Raw genomic sequence first — 22,035 nt, 5'->3', positions numbered from 1 at the left:
GGCCGTCTCGTGCATCACGCTCGTTGACGGTTTCCCCTGAGGCCGACCCACAGGCGGTCGCCGATGGCGACGATGATCACCGCGCCGATGAGCTGCAGCGCGTGCCGGATCCAGTCGATGCCCTTGGTGTGGCCCACCCCCAGTGCGGCGGCGGCCCAGTTGCCGAGCAGGCCGCCGATCAGACCACAGATGATCGTCAGCAACAGGGGGATGTGCTGTTTGCCCGGCAGGATCGCCTTGGCGATCAGGCCCAGGACCAGTCCGACGACGATCGCCCACAACCAGCTCATTTCGCCTCCTCGTACGGAGCGACGTGCCGTGCTCCGCCATTGTGGGGCGTTGCCCCCTACGGCGCACGTCGGAGCCATCCGTACGCCGTATGTGCACGTCGAGCGCCCGTGTGCGAGCCTGCGGCGGGCGACCCGGTCTCGTACCCGGCACATGCGCGGCGTAACGTGGATCCCGTAACGGCCCGAGGGGCGTCGGCACGGCAATCGGGTGGTGGAACGTGATGCGGAAGCACGGTGGAGGCGAAGTCTTCCGGATCACCGGAGCCCGGCAGGGCCTGGCGGAGGACGTGCGCGGCCGCCAGCGCCGGTACGTCATCTCGATGGGCATCCGCACGATCTCCGTGATCCTCACGGTGGTGCTGTGGAACGTGGAGCGCCATGTGGCGATCGGGACGCTGGTCCTCGGTGCGCTGCTGCCCTACGTGGCCGTCGTCATCGCCAACGCGGGCCGGGAGAACGCCCCTTCGCTGCCGACCGCGTTCGTCGGCGGGCCGAGCCGGCCGGTGCTCACGACGGGACCGGCAGCACAAACGGGGGCTCCTGCGGAACCGGTCGCGGAAGCCGGCGAGACACCCGGCCGCGATCAAGGCCGCGACCAGGGCTGACCGTCGGCGGCCGGCGGGAGGCGGCGCGAGGGGTGTGGGAGCGGTGTGACAAGCTCAAGAAAACCTCAGATCAATCATGTGGATCGGTGCCCCGTTCCGGGCCCCCCGTGACATACTTCGTAGGCGCTCCGCATCCCCCGTCGGAGCGACAGACCGACGCCGGGCGGCTCCCCCCGTGGCTGCCCGGCGTCGCCGTGTCCACGCGGTCCCGCGTTAAGGTCGGGGCGTGAACTCCCCGAATACTGCGTCGAATCCCGCTCCGAATCCCGCTGTGATCTGTTCCGCGAAGGGCTGCCGCGAGGCGGCGGTGTGGGTGCTGGCGTGGAACAACCCCAAGCTGCACACGCCCGAGCGGCGCAAGACGTGGTTGGCGTGCGAGGAGCACCGCGAGCACCTGTCGCAGTTCCTGGCGGTGCGGGGGTTCTTGAAGGACGTCGTGACGCTGCAGGAGTGGGAGCGGCAGGGCCCTGCGGGCGGCTGAGGCCCCGATCCCGGACTTATCCGCCGATCGCCGACATGGGCCGGGCCGGCTGCAGGAAGGACGGGTCGTCCAGGCCCGAGCCCGCCTTCTTGCCCCGCGTCGCGCTGCGCCAGAGCCCGGCCAGTTCCTCGTCCGTCGCCCCCGCCCGCAGCGCTCCGCGCAGGTCGGACTCCTCGCGCGCGAACAGGCAGGTGCGTATCTGCCCGTCCGCGGTCAGCCGGGTGCGGTCGCAGGCGGCGCAGAAGGGGCGGGTGACCGAGGCGATGACGCCCACGCGGGCCGGGCCGCCGTCGACGAGCCAGCGCTCGGCGGGGGCGGAGCCACGGGCCTCGTCCGGCTCGGGGGTGAGCGCGAAGCGGGTGCGCAGGCCGGCGAGGATCTCCTCGGCGGTGATCATGCCGTCCCGCTGCCAGCCGTGCTGGGCGTCCAGCGGCATCTGTTCGATGAAGCGCAGCTCGTAGCCGTGCTCCAGGGCCCAGGCCAGCAGTTCGGGTGCCTCGTCGTCGTTGTGCCCGCGCATCAGGACGGCGTTGACCTTGACCGGGGTCAGTCCGGCGGCATGGGCGGCGGCGAGACCGTCGAGGACGTCCTGGTGGCGCTTGCGCCGGGTGAGGGTGGCGAAGACGTCCGGGCGCAGGGTGTCGAGGGAGACGTTGACCCGGTCCAGGCCGGCGGCGCGCAGGGCGGCCGCGGTACGGGCGAGGCCGATGCCGTTGGTGGTCAGCGACAGCCGGGGCCGCGGGTCGAGGGCGGCGCAGCGGGCGACGATGTCGACCAGCCCGGGCCGCAGCAGGGGTTCGCCGCCGGTGAAGCGGACGTCGCGCACGCCGAGGCGGGTGACGGCGACGTGGACGAGGCGCACGATCTCGTCGTCGGTGAGGAGCTCGGGCCTGGGCAGCCAGGCGAGGCCCTCGGCGGGCATGCAGTACGTGCAGCGCAGGTTGCAGCGGTCGGTCAGGGAGACGCGCAGGTCCGTCGCGACGCGGCCGTAGGTGTCGATGAGCACGGCGAACGCCCCCTCCCGCGGACTGGACAGTGGAACCGCCGCATCGCAGCGTACGCGATCGGCCGCGGGAGGGGGCGTCGGGAGGGGGCTCAGTGGGCTCCGTAGCCCGTCAGGGAGCGCACCTCCAGCTCCGCGTACCGCTTGTCCTGGTCCGGTGCCGGCTTCGAGGCCAGGGAGCCGGCCCAGCCGAGGAGGAAACCGAGCGGGATGGAGACCAGGCCGGGGTTGCCGAGCGGGAAGTAGTCGAAGCTCAGGCCGGGGAAGAGCGCCTTGGCGTTGCCGGAGACGACCGGGGAGAGGATCACCAGGGTGACGGAGGAGATCAGTCCGCCGTAGATCGACCACAGTGCGCCCCGGGTGGTGAAGCGCTTCCAGAACAGGCTGTAGAGGATCGTCGGCAGGTTGGCCGAGGCCGCGACGGCGAAGGCGAGGGCCACCAGGGCGGCGGCGTTGAGGCGGTGGGCGAAGATGCCCAGAGCGATGGAGATCGCGCCGATGACGACCGCGGCGAGCTTGGCGGTGAGGATCTCCTCCTTCTCACTGGTGCGCCCCTTGCGGATGACGTTGGCCCACAGGTCGTGGGCGAAGGACGCGGAGGAGGCCAGGGTCAGGCCGGCGACCACGGCGAGGATGGTGGCGAAGGCGACCGCCGAGATCACGGCGAGCAGGACGGCCCCGCCGGTGGAGCCCGCTCCGCCGCCGATCTCCTGGGCGAGCAGCGGGGCGGCGGTGTTGCCGGACTCGTTGGAGGCGGTGATGGCCTTGGGGCCGACGAGGGCGGCGGCGCCGAAGCCGAGGGCGATGGTCATCAGGTAGAAGGCGCCGATGATGCCGATGGCCCAGTTCACGGATGTCCGGGCGGCCCGGGCGGTGGGCACGGTGTAGAAGCGGATGAGGATGTGCGGCAGTCCGGCGGTGCCCAGGACCAGGGCCAGGCCCAGGGAGATGAAGTTGAGCTTGGAGGTGCCGTCCTTGCCGTACTGCAGGCCCGGTTCCAGGAAGGCCCGGCCCTTGCCGCTGGCCTCGGCGGCGCGGCCGAGCAGGGTGGAGAGGTTCCAGTGGAACTTGGTCAGGACGAGCACGGTGATCAGCACGGTGCCCGCGATGAGCAGGACGGCCTTGACGATCTGCACCCAGGTGGTGCCCTTCATGCCGCCGATGGTCACGTACAGCACCATCACCAGGCCGACCAGGACGATGATCCAGCGCCGGGAGCCCTCGCCGGTGGCGCCGAGCAGCAGGGCCACCAGGGCGCCGGCGCCGACCATCTGGGCGAGCAGGTAGAAGATCGACACGACGATGGTGGAGGTGCCGGCCGCGGTGCGCACCGGCCGCTGTTCGAGCCGGTGGGCGAGGACGTCGGCCATGGTGAAGCGGCCGGAGTTGCGCAGCGGCTCGGCGACGAGCAGCAGGGCGACCAGCCAGGCGACGAGGAAGCCGATGGAGTACAGGAAGCCGTCGTAGCCGTAGAGCGAGATGGCGCCGGCGATGCCCAGGAAGGACGCGGCGGACATGTAGTCGCCGGAGATCGCCAGTCCGTTCTGGAAGCCGGTGAAGGAGCGGCCGCCGGCGTAGAAGTCGGTGGCGTCCTTGGTCTGCCGGCCGGCCCAGACGGTGATGCCGAGGGTCACGGCGACGAAGACGGAGAAGAGGGTGATGATCAGGGTGCGGTGTTCGCCCGCGCCGCCGGCGGCGAGCAGTTCGGTGGTTCCGGTGCTCATTCCCCCGCCTCCAGCCGGGCCTTGAGGGCCTCTGCCTTGGGATCGATGCGTGCCGCGGCGTGCCGGGCGTACCACCAGGCGATCAGGAAGGTGGTCAGGAACTGGGCCAGGCCGAGGACGAAGGCGACGTTGATGTTGCCGAGCACGGTGGTGTCCATGAAGCCGCCCGCGTAGTTGGACAGCAGGACGTACAGCAGGTACCAGCTGACGAAGGCAATGGTCAGCGGGAAGGCGAAGGAGCGGTGCGCCCGGCGCAGTTCGCCGAATTCGGCGCTGCGCTGGAGGTCGGTGAAGGTGTCGGGCTGGGCGGGGATGGTGGGGCGGGGCGGCTCGTCCGGCCCCTGGGGTGCACTGGGTGGGGCACCCACGGCCTCTTCTGGGTCCACGGCCTCTCCTGACGAGGTTTGGATGGGGGCGCGAGCCGGGATCTTGTGACTCGGATCACGCATCGTAGGGTGACACCGCAGTATGCGACAGGGGGCGGCGTCCTGCCGTCCCCCTGCGGACGGCCGTGTGCACGCGCCGGGTTGACGGCCGGGCAGCCGGAGGGGCGCCCCCCAGTCTCGGTGAATTCATTGCCCGCCGCCGGTGATCGGCGCTAGCTTCACTCGTCATGCGCGACCGCCCCCGCACGTCTGTGCGGCGGACGGATTCCCGGATGATGTGGAGACCTTCATGGCCATGGCCCATCTGCGTCTCAGACGGCGGCAGGCGCTCCTCGCCGCCCCGCTCGGACTGGCGCTCACCGCCTCCCTCGGCTTCCTGCCCGGCGCGGCCAGCGCCGCCCCTCAGGCCCCCGCCTCCCCTTCCGCCGCCGCGACCGCGACCGGCCCGCTGCTGTCGTACGTGGTGAACACGGCCACGGACCGGGGCACGCTGGCCCGGGTGAAGAAGGCCGTCGCGAAGGCGGGCGGCAGCATCGTGGTGTCCTACGACCGCATCGGCGTCATCGTCGTCCACTCCCGCGACGCCGGTTTCGCCAAGGCCATGCGGTCGGTGGCCGGGGTGTCCTCGGCGGGCGCCACCCGCACCGCGCCCATCACCTCGGCGGCCACCACCGACTACGGCAAGCCCGAGCGGCTGAAGCTGTCGAAGGAGGAGAAGGGGGCCGCCGCCCGGTCGCTGGCGGCCGGCAAGGAGCCGCTGGAGGGCCTGCAGTGGGACCTGGGCGCGATAGGCGCCGACAAGGCCGCGAAGGTGAACGCGGGCAGCAGGAAGGTCACCGTCGCCGTCATCGACACCGGCGTGGACGACACCCACCCCGACCTGGCGCCGAACTTCTCCGCCGGGCAGTCCGCGAGCTGCGTGTCGGGCAAGGCCGACACGAGCCCGGGCGCGTGGCGCCCGCACAACCCGGCCGACGACTACCACGGCACGCACGTCGCCGGGACGATAGCCGCGGCCCGCAACGGTCTGGGCGTCTCCGGTGTTGCTCCTGGTGTGAAGGTCTCAGGCATCAAGGTGAGCACGCCCGACAAGAACGCCTTCTTCTACGCGGAGAGCGTGGTGTGCGCGTTCGTCTTCGCCGCCGACCACGGCGTGTCGGTGACGAACAACAGCTACTACGTCGACCCGTGGCTGTTCAACTGCCCCGACGACGGCGACCAGAAGGCGATAGCCGAGGCGGTCGGCCGGGCCGCCAAGTACGCGCAGGACAAGGGCGTGGTCAACGTCGCCGCCGCCGGCAACTCCAACCTGGATCTCGCGGCGCCGCAGCTGGACGACGCCTCCAGCCCCAACGACTCCAAGCCGGTGCCGCGCAAGGTGGACCCGCGGCAGTGCCTGGACGTCCCCGCCTCCCTGCCCGGCGTGGTCACCGTCGCCGCGACCGGGGTGAAGTCGGGGAAGTCCTTCTACTCCAACTACGGTCTGAACGCGATCGACGTCGCCGCCCCCGGCGGCGACTCGCTGCAGATACCCGAACTGCCCGCCAAGGACGGCAGGATCCTGTCCACCCTGCCCGGCGGCGACTGGGGCTTCCTGCAGGGCACCTCGATGGCCAGCCCGCACGTGGCGGGCGTGGCGGCGCTGCTCAAGAGCGCCCACCCGAAGTCGAGCCCGCAGGAGATCCAGTGGCTCCTGAAGGCCCAGGCGAAGAACCCGGGCTGCCCGGCCGCCGGCTACGACCCGGACGGCACGGGCAAGTGGAAGGCCGCGTGCACCGGCACCAAGCACGTCAACAGCTTCTACGGCTACGGCATCGTCGACGCCCTGGCGGCCGTCACGGACTGACCGCCGCCCGCGCGGGGGCCGGCCGGCCGCTGCCGGCCCCCGCCGCCGCGACGCACCGGTGCACGCCGTACGCGAGCAGGGCCTGGGCGGCGGCATAGGTGAGCATCACCCAGAACTGGGCGGCGGGCGCCTGCGGCCAGCCGGCGAGCCCGCCGGCCAGCAGCGAGTCGGAGACGAGGAAGAGCAGTCCGCCGGCCGCGGCCCACACCCCGGCCCGGGTCGCGGCCAGGGCCATGGCGGTCAGCAACAGGCTGTACAGGACGACGGGCAGCCGCATGCCGGCCTCCAGGCCGGGCCACAGCAGGGCCACCGTGGCGAGCCAGGCGGCGGCGTAGGCGACGGCGAGCCGGTACGTACGGCTGCCGCTGGACGTGCCGTGCCGGGCGAACAGCGCGAGGTAGCACAGGTGTCCTGCGGCGAAGGCCGCCATGCCCACCAGGAACGGCGTACGGCCGTCGGCCTGCAGCAGGATGTCGCCGGCGCAGCCGCACAGCAGGGCCGCGGCGAGCAGGCGCGAGCCGCCGTGCAGCAGCACGGCGGCGGCCAGCAGCGGCATCAGGGCCGGTTTGGTCAGGTGGGCGAGGGTCGTGGCGTGGGCGAGCAGCGCGCCGAGGTGGGCCGCGGCGACGGTGCCGAAGGCCGCCGGCACCGCCCGGGCGGCGGCCCTCACGCGGCCCGTCCGGGCTGCACGGGATGCACGGGCGCCGGGCGTTCGGCGCGCGCGGCCGGCTCCGCGGATTCGACGGGCTCGACGGGCTCGGCGGGCCCGGCCGGTCCGCCGGTCGCCGGCCGGGGCTGCCAGCCGGGGCCACGGAAGACGCGGCCGGCGCGCTCGCGCCAGCTGCGGGCGGCCCGCACGTCGCGGGCGATCGCGGCGTACTCGTGCGTGGCCACGCGCAGCGGGTTGTAGGTGGCGATGTTCTTCGTCAGCCCGTAGACGGGACGTTCGCCCTCCGGCACGAAGGAGCCGAACATCCGGTCCCAGACGATGAGGATGCCGCCGAAGTTGCGGTCGAGGTAACCGCCCTGGGACGCATGGTGGACGCGGTGGTGCGAGGGCGTGTTGAGGACGAACTCCAGCGGCCTCGGCAGCGTGCCGACGCGCTCGGTGTGCACCCAGAACTGGTAGACGAGATTGACCGACGAGCAGAACGCCAACGCCGCCGGGTGCACGCCGGCGAGCACCATGGGCACGTAGAACGGCCACACGGTCAGCGACGTCCACGGCTGGCGCAGGGCGGTGGTGAGGTTGAACTTCCTGCTGGAGTGGTGCACCACGTGGCAGGCCCACAGGATGCGCACCACGTGGTGGCCGCGGTGCGACCAGTAGTAGAAGAAGTCCTGCGCGAGCAGCATCAGCGGGAGCGTCCACCACAGGACGGGCACGCGCAGCGGGGTCAGTTCGTACAGGGCCGTGTAGAGCGCGACGATCGGGATCTTCCACAGGGCGTCGAAGGCGAGGCTGCCGAGCCCCATGCCGATGCTGGTCGCCGCGTCCTTGGCCGCGTACCCCTCCAGGCGGTCGTCGGGATGGATGCGGTAGCTCACCGCTTCCAGTGCGGTGAGCACGACGAAGGCGGGTATGGACCACAGGACCACGTCGGGTAGGTGCGGCATGGGCGCACCATAAACACGCCGACGGCCTTGTCGCTAGGGGTTGTTACCCCCGGGTACCGAATCTTTGTTACCGGCGGTCGCCGGGCGCCGGAAAACCGTTCGCACCGGTGATCGGCGGGCTCCTAGAATCGTGGCGCGGGGGCGGCTCCGCGGTGTGCTTCCTTCTCCTTTCCTCCAAAGAAACGAGCGCGCCCACTTCCCGCCCCCGCTTCGCTTTCTCCGGGGGGTTCTTCGTGTCCACGCTTCAGGCCGTTCTGCTGCGCCGCGCCCAGATTGTCCATGTCGACCACGAGCCGGCGACGGGCCCGGCCGCCGGCGACGCGCGCACGGCTGCAGGGCTGACGGCCCTGGAGGCCGAGCTGCTCGCGCGCGGGCACGCGCTGACCGAGCCGCTGCGCTCGGTGCTGGCCGGCGCCGGGCCCGAGGCCCTCGCCGACACGGGGCGCAGTCTGCTGCGGGCGCTCGACGCGCAGTTGGGGGCGGACCGTACGCACATGCCGCTGTTCCGCGACTTCCCCGCCTCGGTGCCGCACGACACGCTCGCGCTGTACGTCGACCGGGTCTTCGCCCTGCTGCTGCAGCAGCCGGACCAGCCGTGCGTGCTGTGCGGGACGGTCGGGCGGGTGCATCCGGTCGCGCCGTGCGCGCACCTGGTGTGCCGTTCCTGCTGGGACGGCGCGGACTACGCCGGGTGCCCGCTGTGCCACCGGCGCATCGACCGCGAGGATCCGTTCCTGCGGCCGTCGCGCCAGGTGCCGCCCCCGGGCGCGTCTTCCCAGGGCCCGCTGAAGCTGCTGGTGCTGGGGACGTCGCGGACCGCGGACGCCGCCCGCGAGCTGGCCGCACTGCTCGCCCGCGCCACGCCGCTGTCGCCGCAGGACCGGGACGACCTCAAGGTGCTGCTGGCGCACGCCGGGCCCGGGGGCCTGACGTGGCTGCCGCAGGACGTCCCGGTGCGCGAGACCAAGGCACTGGTGCTCGGCACGCTGCTGCGCGACGGCGGCCCGGCGACCGTGGCGGCGGTGCGCGAGCTGCTGCCGCTGCGGCTGACAACCGCCACCGACGTGCTGCGGCTGCTGTGCGTGTGGTCCGGCGGCGAGGCGGACCTGCTGCAGCCGCCGCGCCAGCGCGGCCTGCCGCGCCCGCTGCGCCGCGAACTGCTGGAGGTGCTGGACGCGTTCGACACCGCCTCGCTCGTCGAGGACCTGCTGCGGCACCGGGCCGCGTGGCTGCGCGCCGCCGAGCTGCTGCACCCCTTCGAGCAGCACGCGCGCCACCCGCGGGCGGCGCTGGCCTTCGCGGCCCTGCGCAGCACGGACGTCTCGGGTGCCGGCCCGCTGGCCCGCGCGCTGTCGGTGACGGCGCAGCGGCACCCGCAGGCGGTGGCGGTACGGGCGGCGGCCGACGGCCGTGCGCGGATCGTGCCGCACACCTGGGCGGGGCGCACCGAGGAGGCGCTGCGCGCCGGTGATCCGGCAGCGGCCGTGGCGCTGCTGCGGCAGCGGCCCGGCGAGCTGGTGCGGCGCCTGGACCATGTGCTGCGGCTGTACGGCGGCGGCGAGCTCGCGCCGGCGGTGGCCGAGGCGCTGGAAGAGGGGTTGCCCAGGGTGGGCCCCGGGGCGCTGCTGGGGGCGCTGGGCGCCCTGCGGGGGCGGCACCTGCCCTCGGGGCGGCGGGTGTTCTTCCCCCGGGGCGCGGTGACGTGCGTGCACGCGGTGGAGGACCTGCGCGAGCCGCTGGCCGCGCCGGTCGTGGAGCGGGTGTGCGCGCTGCTGGAGGCGGAGGCGCTGCGGCGGCTGTCGGCCGCCCCGCCGTTCGAGGTGGCGCTGCTGGACTGCGGCCTGGCCGCCCTGGCCGTGCCCTTCGCCGAGCACTCGGCGGCCGCGTCCCTGGTGGCGGTGCCGCGCGGCAGCACCCTGGACCTGCCCGAGGGGGGCGTGCTGCGGCTGTTCCTGCACTGGATGGAGCCCGAGGGCGCGCGGGTGGACCTCGACCTGTCGGTGGCCTTCTTCGACGAGGAATGGAACGGCGTCGGGCTGTGCGACTACACGAAGCTGCGGTTCCGGCACGACGCCGCGGTGCACTCCGGCGACCTCACCTCCGCGCCGGCGCCCGACGGCGCGACCGAGTACGTCGACCTGGACGTGCTCGCCCTGCTGGAGGCGGACGTGCGCTATGCGGTGCCGGTGGTCTTCAGCTACAACAACATTCCCTTCGAGGAGCTGCCGGACGCCTTCGCCGGGTTCATGACGCTGCCGGGCACGGGGGCGCGCGGCGCGGCGTACGACCCGCGCACGGTGCGCCAGCGCTTCGACCTGACCGGGCGGTCGCGGGCGTGCGTGCCGATGGTCGTCGACCTGGCGGAGGGGCGTGCCCTGTGGACCGATGTCCATCTTCCGGGTGACAGCGGCCTGCACAGCGTGGGCCGGCACGGCAACGCGATGGGCGCGCTGGGCCGCGAGCTGACCGGCTACTTCTCCGGCGGCGCCCGGCTGAGCCTGTGGGAGCTGTGCTGCTGGCACGCGGCCGCCCGCGCGGGCGAGGTCGCGGTGATCCGGCGCGTGCCGGGCGGGGCCGCCGAGCTGTGGCGGTACGGGCGCCGGGAGGGCGAGGGCGCCGGTGCCTTCGCGGCGCGACTGCGCGCGCTGGCGCCCCCCGACTTCTGCGAGCCGGTGGGGGACGCCCACGAGCTGGCCGCGGCGGCGGTCGAGGGCCGGCACGCCTTCGTCGCCCTGCTGGAGGGGGCGGTGGGCGTGCGCAAGGCGACGGGTACGGTCTACCGTCTGCTGCCGGGCGCGGTCGACGGGTGCGAGGGCACGGTGCGGGTGACGGCCGGCGGGCTGCTGTCGGCGCTGGCCTGAAGGTGTCGCTCGGCACGGCCGGATCCCGCGCTGTCAGTGCGGGCCCTTAAGCTCTTGGACCATGCTCGACGACCGCACCGACACACCCCTGCCCGACCCGTGGCCGGCCGCCTATCCCGAGGGGTACGCGGTCGTCGACGTGGAGACCACCGGGCTCGCCCGGGACGACCGGATAGTGTCGGCGGCGGTCTACCAGCTGGACGCCCGGGGCCGGGTCGAGGACCGGTGGTACACGCTGGTCAACCCCGAGCGCGACCCGGGGCCGGTGTGGATCCACGGCCTGACCTCCGAAGTCCTCGAGGGCGCGCCGCTGTTCGCGGAGATCGCCGGCGCGTTCGCGGAGCGGCTCGCGGGCCGGGTGCTGGTGGCGCACAACGCGGCCTTCGACTGGTCGATGATCGCCCGTGAGTACGCCCGGGCGCGCTCGGCCGCGCCGGTGCGCCAACGGCTGTGCACGATCGCGCTGTCGAAGGAGCTCGGGCTGCCGCTGCCCAACCACAAGCTGGAGTCGCTCGCCGCGCACTACGGCGTGGTGCAGGAGCGCGCCCACCACGCGCTGGACGACGCCCGGGTGCTGGCGGAGGCGTTCCGGCCGAGTCTGCACCGGGCGGCCGCAAGCGGGCTGCGGCTGCCGTTGCTGGCCTGCCAGCCGCTGACGGAGTGGTCCGACTCGCCGGCGCCCGTCCCGTCGCCGAGGGCCGGTTATCAGCCGTCGTTCCGCTCGACGTGGCGGGCGAGCCGCAAGCGTCCGGCGTGTCCGTATCCCAACCCCGGACACTACAAACCGGGCGAACAGCTCATTCAGGGCATGCGGGTGGCGTTCTCCGGCGACACCTCCATCGACCGCGAGCTGCTGGAGGACCGGGCCGTGGAGGCCGGACTGCACGTGGCGACGAGCATCTCCCGGCTGACCAGCGTGCTGGTCACCAACGACCCCGACTCCCCCACCTCCAAGGTCACCAAGGCCCGCACCTTCGGCACCCCCGTGATCGACGAGGCGGCCTTCGTCCAGCTCCTGTCCCACGTGATCCCCGCCGAGAGCCGGGTCTGACCGGCAAGCGGCACCCACCGGCCGGGGTGCGAATCCCACCAGGTACCGTCAAATGCGTGTACCGCTTCCTGCTGACCCGGCAGTGGGTGATCCTCACCCTCGTGGGGCTCGCCCTGATCCCGGCGATGATCAGACTGGGCTTCTGGCAGCTGCATCGCCACGAGGCCCGGGTGGCGCGCAACGACCACATCGCCCGTAGCCTCACCCGGCCCCCGGTGCCCGTCACCGAGCTGACCGCCCCGGGGCGCGACGTGGCGCAGGACGCCGTCTGGCGCCGGGTCACCGCGACCGGCACGTACGACGCCAAGGGCGAGGTCGTCGCCCGCTACCGCACGGACGCCTCCGGCAAGTCCGGCTACATGGTCATCACCCCCCTCGTGCTGGACGACGGCCGCGCGGTGCTGGTCAACCGCGGCTGGATCCCGGCCGACGCGGGTCAGCTGACGTTCCCCGAGGTTCCCGCGCCCCCGACCGGGAAGATCACCGTGACCGGCCGGCTGCGCGCCGACGAGACGGCCAGCAGCGGTATCAAGGACACCAAGGGCCTGCCGCCCCGCATGATCATGCGGATCAACAGCGAGCGCCAGGCCGCCACGCTGCACCGCAGCCTGCTCGGCGGCTACCTGGAGCTGATCTCCCCCACCGCCGCCGGCCAGCCCCAGGTCGTGCCCGACCCGGACCACAGCAGCATCGGCAACCACATGGCGTACGCGATCCAGTGGTGGCTGTTCTCCGCGTTCGTCCCCGTCGGCTGGGTCGTGCTCGTGCGCCGTGAGCGCCGCGACCGGGCCGCGCAGGCCGCGCAGGCCGCGCAGCAGCAGACGATCGCGCAGGACGGCGCACCCGAACCGGTCGCCCGGACAGCCCCCGGCGCGGAGTAACCACCCTCCCAGCTGGGAAGACGCCACGCGTGGCAGCACTCATCGAGGACTACGCGCTCATCGGCGACCTCCAGACCGCGGCCCTCGTCGGCCGCGACGGCTCGATCGACTGGCTCTGCCTGCCCCGCTTCGACTCCCCCGCCTGCTTCGCCGCCCTCCTCGGCGACGAGGACAACGGCCACTGGCGCCTGGCCCCCGCAGGCGCCGGCACCTGCACCCGGCGCGCCTACCTGCAGGACTCCCTGGTCCTTCAGTCCGTGTGGGAGACCGCCGGCGGCACGGTGAAGGTCACCGACTTCATGCCGCAGCGCGACCGCGCCCCCGACCTGGTGCGCATCGTCGAGGGCGTCAGCGGCCGCGTCGAGATGCTCGGCGTGCTGCGGCTGCGCTTCGACTACGGCGCCATCGTGCCCTGGGTGCGCCGCACCGACGGACACCGCGTCGCCGTCGCCGGCCCCGACTCCGCCTGGCTGCGCAGCGAACCGGAGGTGCCCACCCGCGGCGAGGGCCGCAGCACCCGCTCGGAGTTCACGGTCGGCGCCGGGGAGAAGATCGCCTTCGTCCTGACCTGGCACCCCTCCCACGAGCCCCGGCCCGCCCTCATCGACCCCCACGAGGCCCTCGACCACAGCCTCGCCGACTGGCGCGCCTGGGCCGGCCGCTGCCGCTACCGCGGCCCCTACCGCGAGGCCGTCGTCCGCTCGCTGCTCACCCTCAAGGCCCTCACCTACGCCCCCACCGGCGGCATCGTCGCGGCCCCGACCACCTCCCTGCCCGAGGAGATCGGCGGCGTGCGCAACTGGGACTACCGCTACTGCTGGCTGCGCGACTCCACCCTCACCCTGAACTCGCTGCTCGCCCTCGGCTACGAGGACGAGGCCCGCGCCTGGCGCGACTGGCTGGTACGGGCCGTCGCCGGCGACCCCGCCGACCTGCAGACGATGTACGGGCTGGCGGGCGAGCGCCGGCTGCCGGAGACCGAGCTGCCCTGGCTGGCCGGCTACGAGCGCTCCTACCCCGTACGCACCGGCAACGGCGCCGTCTCCCAGCTGCAGCTCGACGTCTACGGCGAGGTCGTCGACTCCCTGCACGCCGCCCGCGAGGGCGGGCTGCGCGCCAAGCCGCACGCCTGGAACATCCAGCGCTGCTTCCTGGACTTCCTGCGCGAGCACTGGCGCGAGCCCGACGCCGGCCTGTGGGAGGTGCGCGGCCCGCGCCGGCACTTCGTGCACTCCAAGGTCATGGCCTGGGTCGCCGCCGACCGCGCGGTGCGCACGCTGGAGGCCGACGCGACCCTGGACGGCGACCTGGACGGCTGGCGGACCCTGCGCGAGGAGATCCACCGCGAGGTGTGCGAGAAGGGGTACGACGCCGGGCGCGGCGCCTTCGTCCAGTCCTACGGCTCCACCGAACTGGACGCCGCCACCCTGCTCATCCCCCGCACCGGCTTCCTGCCGCCCGACGACCCGCGCGTGATGGCCACCGTCGACGCGGTACGGCGGGAGCTGACCGACGACGGCTTCGTGCGCCGCTACGGCGACGGCCTCGCCCACACGGCGGTGGACGGCATCTCCGGCACCGAAGGCACCTTCCTGGCCTGCTCCTTCTGGCTGGCCGACGCACTGCACCTGACCGGGCGCCCCAAGGAGGCCCGCGCCCTCTTCGAGCGGCTTCTGGCCGTGCGCAACGACGTCGGCCTGCTGGCCGAGGAGTACGCCCCGGGCGCCGGCCGGCAGCTGGGCAACTTCCCGCAGGCGTTCAGCCACATCGGCCTCGTGGGCACTGCCTTGTTGCTCGACGGCGCCGGACCGGCACACTGAGGGCATGGATCTTGGACTGAAGGACCGGGTGTACGTCCTGACCGGAGCCAGCCGCGGCCTCGGCCACGCCACCGCACGCCAACTGACCGCCGACGGCGCCCGCGTGGTCCTCTCCGGCCGCGACGCGGACGCCGCCGCGGCGGCGGCACGGGAGCTCGGCCCCGGCGCGATCGGCATCGGCGCGGACAACGCCGACCCCACGGCGGCCGAGCGGCTGCTGCGCGCGGCGCGCGAGCGCTTCGGACGCCTCGACGGCGTCCTCATCAGCGTCGGCGGCCCGCCGCCGGGCACGGCCCTCGGCAACGACGACGACCAGTGGCGGGCCGCGTTCGACTCCGTCTTCCTCGGCGCGGTGCGGCTGGCCCGGGCGGCCGCGGCGGAGTTGGGCGAGGGCGGCGTGATCGGCTTCGTCCTCTCGGGCTCCGTCCACGAACCGATCCCGGGCCTGACCATCTCCAACGGCCTGCGCCCGGGCCTGGCCGGCTTCGCCAAGTCCCTCTCCCGCGAACTCGGCCCCCGCGGCATCCGCGTGATCGGCCTCGCCCCGGGCCGCATCGCGACCGACCGGCTGAAGGAACTGGACGCCCTGTCCGGCGACGCCGAGGCGACGAAGGCGCGCCGCGAGGCGGAGATCCCCCTCGGCCGCTACGGCGCCCCCGAGGAATTCGGCCGCGCGGCGGCCTTCCTGCTCTCCCCGGCCGCGTCGTACGTGACGGGGGTGGTCCTGTCGGTGGACGGGGGCGCCCGGCACGGGTTCTGATCCTCGTCACACGGCCACCACGGCGCCCCGTCAGGGTCGCGGGGACACGCGGCCACCACGGCGCCCCATAAGGGGCGCGGGGAACTGCGCGACAAGCCAGGGCGCACCCGCAGAGGGAATACTGCGCTTGACCCGGTCCCGCGCGTCGACTGCGGGCCGTCGCCGGCCGATCGCGCCCACGCGGCGGCAGCCGCAGATCGAACGCTGCCCCGCGCCCCTTATGGGGCGCGGGGAACTGCCATTCGCTGCCTATCCCACCCGCTCCGCGCGGCGGCGCGCCGCGCGCAGGCGGATCTGCGCAGGCAGGCGGCCCAGCCCCGCCGAGGCCCGCGCGTGCCGCAGCACCTCGCCCGTCAGCCGGGCCAGCGCGCCCGCCGGCGCCGCCCGCGCCCCCAGCACCACGACGATGCGCACCTGCGGCGCCGTGCGTCGTCCCGACAGGACGACAAGGGCCCGGTCCACGCCGTCGAGCGCCTCGGCCTCCGCCTCCATGGCCTCCTCCAGGGCCCGGCCGCGCACGACGTCGACCTGACCGCCGCCGCCGACGACGGCCACCTCCCGCAGCCGCCGGCGGCGGCCCTGCGCCCAGAGCCACCCCAGGGCGAGCAGCACGGTGACGGCCAGGGTGGCGAGGACCGCCGGCCACCACCACGACCGTGCCCGCCACCGCTGCCGCTGTGCCGGGGTGAGCAGGACGTCGTCGGGCCCGTCGAAGGGCCAGGCCGCCGGCAGCCGGACGGCCCAGCGCCGTTGCAGGTCGAGCGCGCCGACCAGGACGGCGGCGCCGAGTGCCACGAGCAGCACTCCGGCGAGGGCGAGCAGCACGCGGTTGACGGTCCTGAGCACCGTGGGCTCACCCCTTCGGCGGGCGGCGGACGTGCACGGACAGGGAGGGTTCGCGGACCAGGCCCAAGGCGCGGACGCCGTCGGCGAGGGCGGAGTTGACGTCGGTGCGCACCTCGTCCAGGTCGCGGAAGTGGGACTCGGCGCGGGCCCGCACGACCCGGCGCCCGACGTCGACGCGCACCGAGCGCACGCCGGGCACCTCCAGGGCGCGGTCGCGCAGCACCAGGGCCGCGGCGCGGCGTTCGAGCGCGGGGCGTACCTCGGCGTCGTCGTACCGCATCGGCAGCAGCCGGCGCATGCCGGGGGTGAGGGCGAGGGCGATCAGCCACCCTCCGGCGAGGACGCAGGCCACGGCGCCGGTGACGATCCAGGGGTTGTGCAGGGGCACGGTGGCCAGGTCGTGGGCGAGGGTGCGGCGCCAGGCCATGGCGGGGTGGCCGGCCCGTACGGCGGCGGTGTCGTAGAGCAGCAGCCCGGCGGCGGCGAGGAGGGCGGCGGCGAGCAGGGCCGCGGGCAGCCTGCGGGTGGACCACGGGCGCCGGTCGCCACGGCTCATCGCACCCGCTCCCCGGTGGTGCGCGCGGTGTGGACGGAGTGCAGCCGTTCGACGGTGACCGCCACTTCGGGCACCTCCATGCCCGCCAGGGTGCGGACCCTTTCGACGATGCGTGCGCGGACGTCCCGGCAGCGGGCGGCGAGGTCGGCGGGGTAGTCGAGTTCGACGGCGACGCGGACGCGGGCGGTGCCGTCGTGCACGTCGACGGCGGCGTAGGGCGGTTCGTGGCCTTCGGGCAGGGTGCCGGTGAGCGCTTCGCGCGCCGCCTGGCCGGCGATCTTGGCGACGACGCAGTCGGCGATCCGGGTGGCCCCGCGGTCGGCGGGCTCCACCGGGCGTGGTGCGGCCACCGGCTACCTCCCGCGTCCGTCGCGGTCGCGGGGGCGCAGCAGGCGCGCGAACTCCCCCGGTTCGAGGTCGCCGTCGAAGTAGCGGCCGGCGACGAAGCCGATCGCGCCCAGCGAGCCGACCAGCAGGAAGGCGCCGAACCCGCCGAAGTATCCGGCGAAGCCGAGTGCCATGCCGGCGGCGAGGCCGGCCACGGCCATGCTCATCACACGCTCCTCACTGGATCCGCGGCTCGGGCTCTTCCTCTTCCTCGTCGGGCAGCTTGACGTCGGTGACGGCGATGTTGACCTCGACGACCTCGAGTCCGGTCATGCGTTCCACGGCGGTGACGACGTTCTCCCGCACGGCGCGGGCCACGTCCGCGATGGCGACGCCGTAGTCGACGACGATCTCCAGGTCGAGGGCCGTCTGCACCTCGCCGACCTCGGCCTTGACCCCGCGGGTGGCCGACCTGCTGCCGGGGACGCGGTCGCGCACGGCGCCGAAGGAGCGGCTCAGGCCGCTGCCGAGGGCGTGGACGCCCAGCACGTCGCGGGCCGCAAGGCCCGCGATCTTCTCCACGACGCCGTCGGCGATCGTGGTGCGCCCCCGTTCGGCGGGGACGGGCAGCTCCTTGCCGCCGCGGCCCGTCGCGGTGGCGGGCCGGCCCAGGTGGCTCTGGTCGGTGGTGTCGGTCATCTCGATCCTCCTCCAGTCCTTCTGCCACCTTAGGCGGGGTCGTTACACCCCGCCCGGGCGGAAGGGGGCGCTATTCGCCGAGGCCCGCCAGGTCGCGCAGCCGGCGCGCCTGCGCCGCGCGCTCGGCCACGCGCTGCTCCTCGTACGTGCGGTCGAGGGCGCCGCGCAGCAGGGCCTTGGTCTCGACGACGGCGTCGCGCGGGGCCGCGAGCAGGGCGGCGGTCAGGTCGTCGGTGGCGGCGGCGAGCTCGTCGAGCGGGACGACGACGTTGGCCAGGCCGATGCGCTCGGCCTCCGCCGCGTGGACGAAGCGCCCGGTGGCGCAGATCTCCAGGGCGCGCGCATAGCCGACCAGGCCGACCAGCGGGTGGGTGCCGGTGAGGTCGGGCACCAGGCCCAGGCTGGTCTCGCGCATCGCGAACTGGGCGTCCTCGGCACACAGGCGCAGGTCGCAGGCGAGGGCGAGCTGGAAGCCGGCACCGACGGCGTGGCCCTGGACAGCGGCTATGGAGACGATGTCGGGGCGTCGCCACCAGGTGAACGCCTCCTGGTAGGCGGCGATTTCCGCGTCGAGCGCCGCATCGGTGCCGCGCGCGAGGTCCAGGAAGGACGGCTCGCCGTCGAAGCCTTCGGGCGTGAAGGCCTGACGGTCGAGGCCGGCGGAGAAGGACGCGCCCTGCGACCTGAGCACCACGACCCGCACGGTGCCCGGCAGCAGCCGGCCCGCCTCGGTCAGCGCCCGCCACAGCGCGGGCGACTGGACGTTGCGCTTGGCGGGGTTGGTGAGCGTGACGGTGGCAACCGCGTCGTCGACGGTGAGCTGTACGCCGTCCTGGTCGAGCAGGGTGTTGCGGGCAGTCATGGAGGCCTCCGGATGGGCCGCAGTCGCGTAATGGTGACTGCACAGTAACCACCCGGGCGGCCGGTCGGCCGACCGGGTGGGCTGTCCTGACTGCTGTGCTCGCTTGCTGCGGGATGCGCGGCGTCAGACCGAGGCGGCCTTCTTGCCGCGCGTTGCTCCGCCGCGGCCGCGCAGGACCACGCCGGATTCCGTGAGCATCCGGTGGACGAAGCCGTAGGAGCGGCCGGTCTCTTCGGCCAGCGCCCTGATGCTCGCACCGGAGTCGTACTTCCTCTTCAGGTCTGCCGCGAGCTTTTCGCGCGCGGCGCCGGTCACCCGGCTGCCCTTCTTCAGAGTCTCGGCCACCCGTGCCTCCTCATGGGAGATGCGCCTCTTGTCTCTCATGATCACCCCTAGGGCGCGTCATGGCCACCCATTCGGCAAGGTCGATCCGAAGTCCGCCGGCGGAAACCGCCGCGCAATCGGGCCACGACAACGCCCGGAACAGGGGATTTGATTCGTTTCCGACTCGTACGGCCGTACGGGTGGTGCGGCGAACGGGCAGGTCAGACGGGTGCCCCGCGCGGCCGGCGCAAACGGCGCCCCGCACCTCGCACAGCGCGTGCGCCGGAGCGTCCGGTGGCGCGGGGGTACGAGCCGCCCTCACTCAGATGATGGATCACGACTCGGCCGAATGATCGGGAGGCGACCGATCAAGACGGTGGCACGGGGTGCCGGGCGGGCCCGGCGGCGCCGGTCAGGCAAGCGCCACCAGGTCGGCGTAGTCCGGGCCCCACAGGTCCTCCACGCCGTCGGGCAGCAGAATGATCCGCTCCGGCTCCAGCGCCGCGACGGCGCCCTCGTCGTGCGTGACCAGCACGACCGCGCCCTTGTAGGTGCGCAGGGCGCCGAGGATCTCCTCGCGGCTGGCGGGGTCGAGGTTGTTGGTGGGCTCGTCCAGCAGCAGCACGTTGGCGGACGAGACGACGAGGGTGGCCAGCGCCAGACGGGTCTTCTCGCCGCCGGAGAGCACCCCGGCCGGCTTGTCGACGTCGTCGCCGGAGAAGAGGAAGGAGCCCAGCACCTTGCGGACCTCGACCAGGTCCAGGTCGGGCGCCGCGGAGCGCATGTTCTCCAGGACCGTGCGCTCCGGGTCGAGCGTCTCGTGCTCCTGCGCGTAGTAGCCCATCTTCAGCCCGTGACCGGGCGTGACCTGCCCGGTGTCGGGCTGCTCGGCCCCGGCCAGCAGGCGCAGCAGGGTGGTCTTGCCGGCGCCGTTGAGGCCGAGGATGACCACGCGGGAGCCCTTGTCGATCGCGAGGTCGACGTCGGTGAAGATCTCCAGGGAGCCGTAGGACTTCGACAGGCCCTCCGCCATCAGCGGCGTCTTCCCGCAGGGCGCGGGCTCGGGGAAGCGCAGCTTGGCGACCTTGTCGGCGGCGCGCTCGGCCTCCAGGCCGGAGAGCAGCTTCTCGGCGCGGCGGGCCATGTTCTGCGCGGCGACGGTCTTGGTGGCCTTGGCGCGCATCTTGTCGGCCTGGGCGTTGAGGGCGGCGGCCTTCTTCTCGGCGTTCTGCCGCTCGCGCCGGCGGCGCTTCTCGTCGGCCTCGCGCTGCTGCTGGTACAGCTTCCAGCCCATGTTGTAGACGTCGATCACCGAGCGGTTGGCATCGAGGTAGAAGACCTTGTTGACGACCGTCTCGACGAGGTCGACGTCGTGGGAGATGACCACGAAGCCGCCGCGGTAGGTCTTGAGGTAGTCGCGCAGCCAGGCGATCGAGTCGGCGTCGAGGTGGTTGGTCGGCTCGTCCAGCAGCAGGGTGTCGGCGTCGGAGAACAGGATCCGGGCCAGCTCGACGCGGCGGCGCTGACCGCCGGAGAGGGTGTGCAGGGGCTGGCCGAGGACGCGGTCGGGCAGGCCCAGGCTGGCGGCGATGGTGGCGGCCTCGGCCTCGGCGGCGTACCCGCCCTTGGTGAGGAACTCCGTCTCCAGGCGCTCGTACTTCTTCATCGCCTTCTCGCGGGTGGCCCCCTTGCCGTTGGCCATCCGGTCCTCGTTCTCGCGCATCTTGCGCAGCACCGCGTCGAGGCCGCGCGCGGAGAGCACGCGGTCGCGGGCGAGGACGTCGAGGTCGCCGGTGCGCGGGTCCTGGGGGAGGTAGCCCACCTCTCCCGAACGGGTGATGGTGCCGGCGGTGGGCATGCCCTCACCCGCCAGGCACTTGGTGAGGGTGGTCTTGCCGGCGCCGTTGCGGCCGACGAGGCCGATGCGGTCGCCCTTGGCGATGCGGAAGCTGGCGGACTCGATGAGGACGCGTGCGCCGGCGCGCAGCTCGAGGCCGGAAGCGGTGATCACGGGGTGGTACTCCTGAGCAGGGTGGACGGCGGAGGGACGGGCTGCGGTCGGTTCGACGCCGTCTAATGCACGAGGAGAATGGCCATGGAGCCAGTCTAACGGGGGCGTGCAAGCCGTTTTCCCGGGCGGGGTCCGTGCGCGTCCCCGATACTCGTTCCGGGAGGACGGCGAGCCCGGAGGGCGGTGGGCGCATGCAGTTCGACGACGACGCGGATCTCGACACCTCGCAGGTGCAGGATCGGCGCTCGGGCATCCCCGGTGGGGGGCTGACCGTCGGGGGCGGCATCGTCGGGCTGATCGCCCTGGCGCTCGGGCTGATCTTCGGCGTCGGGCCGCAGGAGCTGGGGCTCGGCGGCGGCGGGCCGGCGCCGCACGCCTCCGCCAGTACGGAGGCCGAGGTCGCCCGCAGCTGCCGTACGGGCAAGGACGCCAACACCCGGCAGGACTGCCGCATCGTCGGGATCGTCAACAGCGCCCAGTCGTTCTGGAGCGGGGAGCTCACGCGCCGCTCGGGCACCTACACGCCGGCCTCGACCGTGCTGTTCACCGGCCGGGTCTCCACCGCGTGCGGCGCCGCCACCTCGGCCGTCGGCCCCTTCTACTGCCCCGGCGACCGCAAGGTCTACCTGGACCTGGGCTTCTTCGACGAGCTGCGCACGAAGTTCGGGGCGAGCGGCGGGCCCTTCGCCCAGGCGTACGTGGTGGCCCACGAGTACGGCCACCACGTGCAGAACCTCACCGGCACCCTCTCCCGCGCCCAGGACCGGCTCACCGGCGCCGGCAGCAACTCGGTCAAGGTCGAGCTCCAGGCCGACTGCTACGCCGGCGTCTGGGCCCACCACGCGACGACGACCCCGGAGAAGTCCACCGGCCGGCCGCTGGTCAAACAGCTGACCAAGGCCGACATCGACGACGGCCTGTCGGCCGCGGCCGCCGTCGGCGACGACCGCATCCAGGAGCGGTTCCAGGGCAAGGTCACGCCCGAGAGCTGGACGCACGGCTCGGCGGCCCAGCGCCGGCAGTGGTTCACCACCGGGTACACCACGGGGGACACGACCCGCTGCGACACGTTCAAGGAGTGACCT

At 73.4% G+C, this 22,035-nt stretch carries 23 protein-coding genes; 9 read left to right on the top strand and 14 right to left on the bottom strand.

What is annotated here, in order from left to right; translation table 11 throughout:
• Positions 1–14: 14 nt before the first annotated feature.
• On the bottom strand, positions 15–290 hold the full coding sequence (locus tag AB0K17_RS24120; RefSeq protein WP_365969221.1) for a GlsB/YeaQ/YmgE family stress response membrane protein: 276 nt from the start codon (positions 288–290) through the stop codon (positions 15–17).
• 221 nt (positions 291–511) lie between these two features.
• On the opposite strand from AB0K17_RS24120, the gene AB0K17_RS24115 reads away from it, so the two are divergent.
• Both AB0K17_RS24115 and AB0K17_RS24110 read left to right on the top strand, forming a co-directional pair.
• The gene (locus tag AB0K17_RS24115; RefSeq protein ID WP_365984211.1) at positions 512–895 is read left to right on the top strand and encodes a DUF3099 domain-containing protein; all 384 of its coding nucleotides are present in this window, start codon (positions 512–514) and stop codon (positions 893–895) included.
• 226 nt (positions 896–1,121) lie between these two features.
• Positions 1,122–1,376, top strand: a complete 255-nt coding sequence (locus AB0K17_RS24110; protein ID WP_365984210.1) for a hypothetical protein — start codon at positions 1,122–1,124, stop codon at positions 1,374–1,376.
• Between the two features lie 16 nt (positions 1,377–1,392).
• On the opposite strand, the gene moaA is transcribed toward AB0K17_RS24110, so the two are convergent.
• The 3 genes from moaA to AB0K17_RS24095 form a co-directional block, all read right to left on the bottom strand.
• On the bottom strand, positions 1,393–2,382 hold the full coding sequence (gene moaA, locus AB0K17_RS24105) for a GTP 3',8-cyclase MoaA (protein WP_365984209.1): 990 nt from the start codon (positions 2,380–2,382) through the stop codon (positions 1,393–1,395).
• Between the two features lie 89 nt (positions 2,383–2,471).
• Complete coding sequence (locus AB0K17_RS24100) at positions 2,472–4,103, bottom strand: cation acetate symporter (RefSeq protein ID WP_365969226.1); 1,632 nt, start codon at positions 4,101–4,103, stop codon at positions 2,472–2,474.
• Positions 4,100–4,417: a DUF485 domain-containing protein gene (locus tag AB0K17_RS24095; protein WP_365969234.1), complete on the bottom strand. Its 318-nt coding sequence runs from the start codon at positions 4,415–4,417 to the stop codon at positions 4,100–4,102. Before AB0K17_RS24095 ends, AB0K17_RS24100 begins: the two co-directional genes overlap by 4 nt.
• Positions 4,418–4,784: 367 nt before the next feature.
• Between AB0K17_RS24095 and AB0K17_RS24090 the strand changes: the two genes are divergently transcribed.
• Complete coding sequence (locus tag AB0K17_RS24090) at positions 4,785–6,335, top strand: S8 family serine peptidase (protein WP_365969235.1); 1,551 nt, start codon at positions 4,785–4,787, stop codon at positions 6,333–6,335.
• Here AB0K17_RS24090 and AB0K17_RS24085 read toward each other — a convergent pair.
• The gene (locus AB0K17_RS24085; protein ID WP_365984208.1) at positions 6,325–7,005 is read right to left on the bottom strand and encodes a lysoplasmalogenase; all 681 of its coding nucleotides are present in this window, start codon (positions 7,003–7,005) and stop codon (positions 6,325–6,327) included. The genes AB0K17_RS24090 and AB0K17_RS24085 overlap by 11 nt on opposite strands.
• Complete coding sequence (locus AB0K17_RS24080; RefSeq protein ID WP_365984207.1) at positions 7,002–7,952, bottom strand: sterol desaturase family protein; 951 nt, start codon at positions 7,950–7,952, stop codon at positions 7,002–7,004. Before AB0K17_RS24080 ends, AB0K17_RS24085 begins: the two co-directional genes overlap by 4 nt.
• A gap of 233 nt (positions 7,953–8,185) precedes the next feature.
• On the opposite strand from AB0K17_RS24080, the gene AB0K17_RS24075 reads away from it, so the two are divergent.
• The 5 genes from AB0K17_RS24075 to AB0K17_RS24055 all read left to right on the top strand — a co-directional run bounded on the left by AB0K17_RS24075 (position 8,186) and on the right by AB0K17_RS24055 (position 15,325).
• The gene (locus AB0K17_RS24075; RefSeq protein ID WP_365984206.1) at positions 8,186–10,813 is read left to right on the top strand and encodes an MXAN_6230/SCO0854 family RING domain-containing protein; all 2,628 of its coding nucleotides are present in this window, start codon (positions 8,186–8,188) and stop codon (positions 10,811–10,813) included.
• 61 nt (positions 10,814–10,874) lie between these two features.
• A complete protein-coding gene (locus AB0K17_RS24070) occupies positions 10,875–11,864 on the top strand; it encodes a DEDDh family exonuclease (RefSeq protein ID WP_365969230.1) in 990 nt (329 codons plus the stop codon).
• Between the two features lie 56 nt (positions 11,865–11,920).
• Positions 11,921–12,745: an SURF1 family protein gene (locus AB0K17_RS24065; RefSeq protein ID WP_365984204.1), complete on the top strand. Its 825-nt coding sequence runs from the start codon at positions 11,921–11,923 to the stop codon at positions 12,743–12,745.
• Positions 12,746–12,774: 29 nt separating this feature from the next.
• Positions 12,775–14,565, top strand: coding sequence for a glycoside hydrolase family 15 protein (locus AB0K17_RS24060; RefSeq protein ID WP_365984203.1), 1,791 nt, complete (start codon positions 12,775–12,777; stop codon positions 14,563–14,565).
• 4 nt (positions 14,566–14,569) lie between these two features.
• The gene (locus tag AB0K17_RS24055; protein WP_365984202.1) at positions 14,570–15,325 is read left to right on the top strand and encodes an SDR family oxidoreductase; all 756 of its coding nucleotides are present in this window, start codon (positions 14,570–14,572) and stop codon (positions 15,323–15,325) included.
• A 249-nt stretch (positions 15,326–15,574) separates the two neighbouring features.
• Here the strand turns inward: AB0K17_RS24055 and amaP are convergent, their stop codons facing one another.
• From amaP to AB0K17_RS24015, 8 genes are all read right to left on the bottom strand, one after another.
• Positions 15,575–16,171 (bottom strand): alkaline shock response membrane anchor protein AmaP, encoded by a 597-nt coding sequence (amaP, locus tag AB0K17_RS24050; protein WP_365984201.1) that lies wholly within the window; start codon positions 16,169–16,171, stop codon positions 15,575–15,577.
• 7 nt (positions 16,172–16,178) lie between these two features.
• Positions 16,179–16,727, bottom strand: coding sequence for a DUF6286 domain-containing protein (locus AB0K17_RS24045; protein WP_365964797.1), 549 nt, complete (start codon positions 16,725–16,727; stop codon positions 16,179–16,181).
• The gene (locus AB0K17_RS24040) at positions 16,724–17,077 is read right to left on the bottom strand and encodes a hypothetical protein (RefSeq protein ID WP_365984200.1); all 354 of its coding nucleotides are present in this window, start codon (positions 17,075–17,077) and stop codon (positions 16,724–16,726) included. Before AB0K17_RS24040 ends, AB0K17_RS24045 begins: the two co-directional genes overlap by 4 nt.
• 3 nt (positions 17,078–17,080) lie before the next feature.
• On the bottom strand, positions 17,081–17,281 hold the full coding sequence (locus AB0K17_RS24035) for a hypothetical protein (protein ID WP_344436967.1): 201 nt from the start codon (positions 17,279–17,281) through the stop codon (positions 17,081–17,083).
• Positions 17,282–17,291: 10 nt separating this feature from the next.
• Positions 17,292–17,753, bottom strand: a complete 462-nt coding sequence (locus tag AB0K17_RS24030; protein ID WP_365964799.1) for an Asp23/Gls24 family envelope stress response protein — start codon at positions 17,751–17,753, stop codon at positions 17,292–17,294.
• A gap of 70 nt (positions 17,754–17,823) precedes the next feature.
• Positions 17,824–18,615 (bottom strand): enoyl-CoA hydratase/isomerase family protein, encoded by a 792-nt coding sequence (locus AB0K17_RS24025; RefSeq protein WP_365964800.1) that lies wholly within the window; start codon positions 18,613–18,615, stop codon positions 17,824–17,826.
• A 123-nt stretch (positions 18,616–18,738) separates the two neighbouring features.
• Positions 18,739–18,960, bottom strand: coding sequence for a helix-turn-helix domain-containing protein (locus AB0K17_RS24020; protein WP_344436970.1), 222 nt, complete (start codon positions 18,958–18,960; stop codon positions 18,739–18,741).
• 391 nt (positions 18,961–19,351) lie between these two features.
• Positions 19,352–20,950, bottom strand: coding sequence for an ABC-F family ATP-binding cassette domain-containing protein (locus AB0K17_RS24015; RefSeq protein ID WP_365964801.1), 1,599 nt, complete (start codon positions 20,948–20,950; stop codon positions 19,352–19,354).
• Between the two features lie 191 nt (positions 20,951–21,141).
• Between AB0K17_RS24015 and AB0K17_RS24010 the strand changes: the two genes are divergently transcribed.
• Entirely contained in the window at positions 21,142–22,032 is an 891-nt protein-coding gene (locus AB0K17_RS24010; protein WP_365984199.1) for a neutral zinc metallopeptidase, read from the top strand.
• The last annotated feature ends 3 nt before the right edge of the window (positions 22,033–22,035 follow it).

Origin of the sequence: Streptomyces sp. NPDC049585, from assembly GCF_040675615.1 — a bacterium.
Taxonomy (GTDB): domain Bacteria; phylum Actinomycetota; class Actinomycetes; order Streptomycetales; family Streptomycetaceae; genus Streptomyces; species Streptomyces luteosporeus.
Note: the sequence above shows the minus strand (reverse complement) of the source record. Positions and strands in the feature narration are given on the sequence as shown.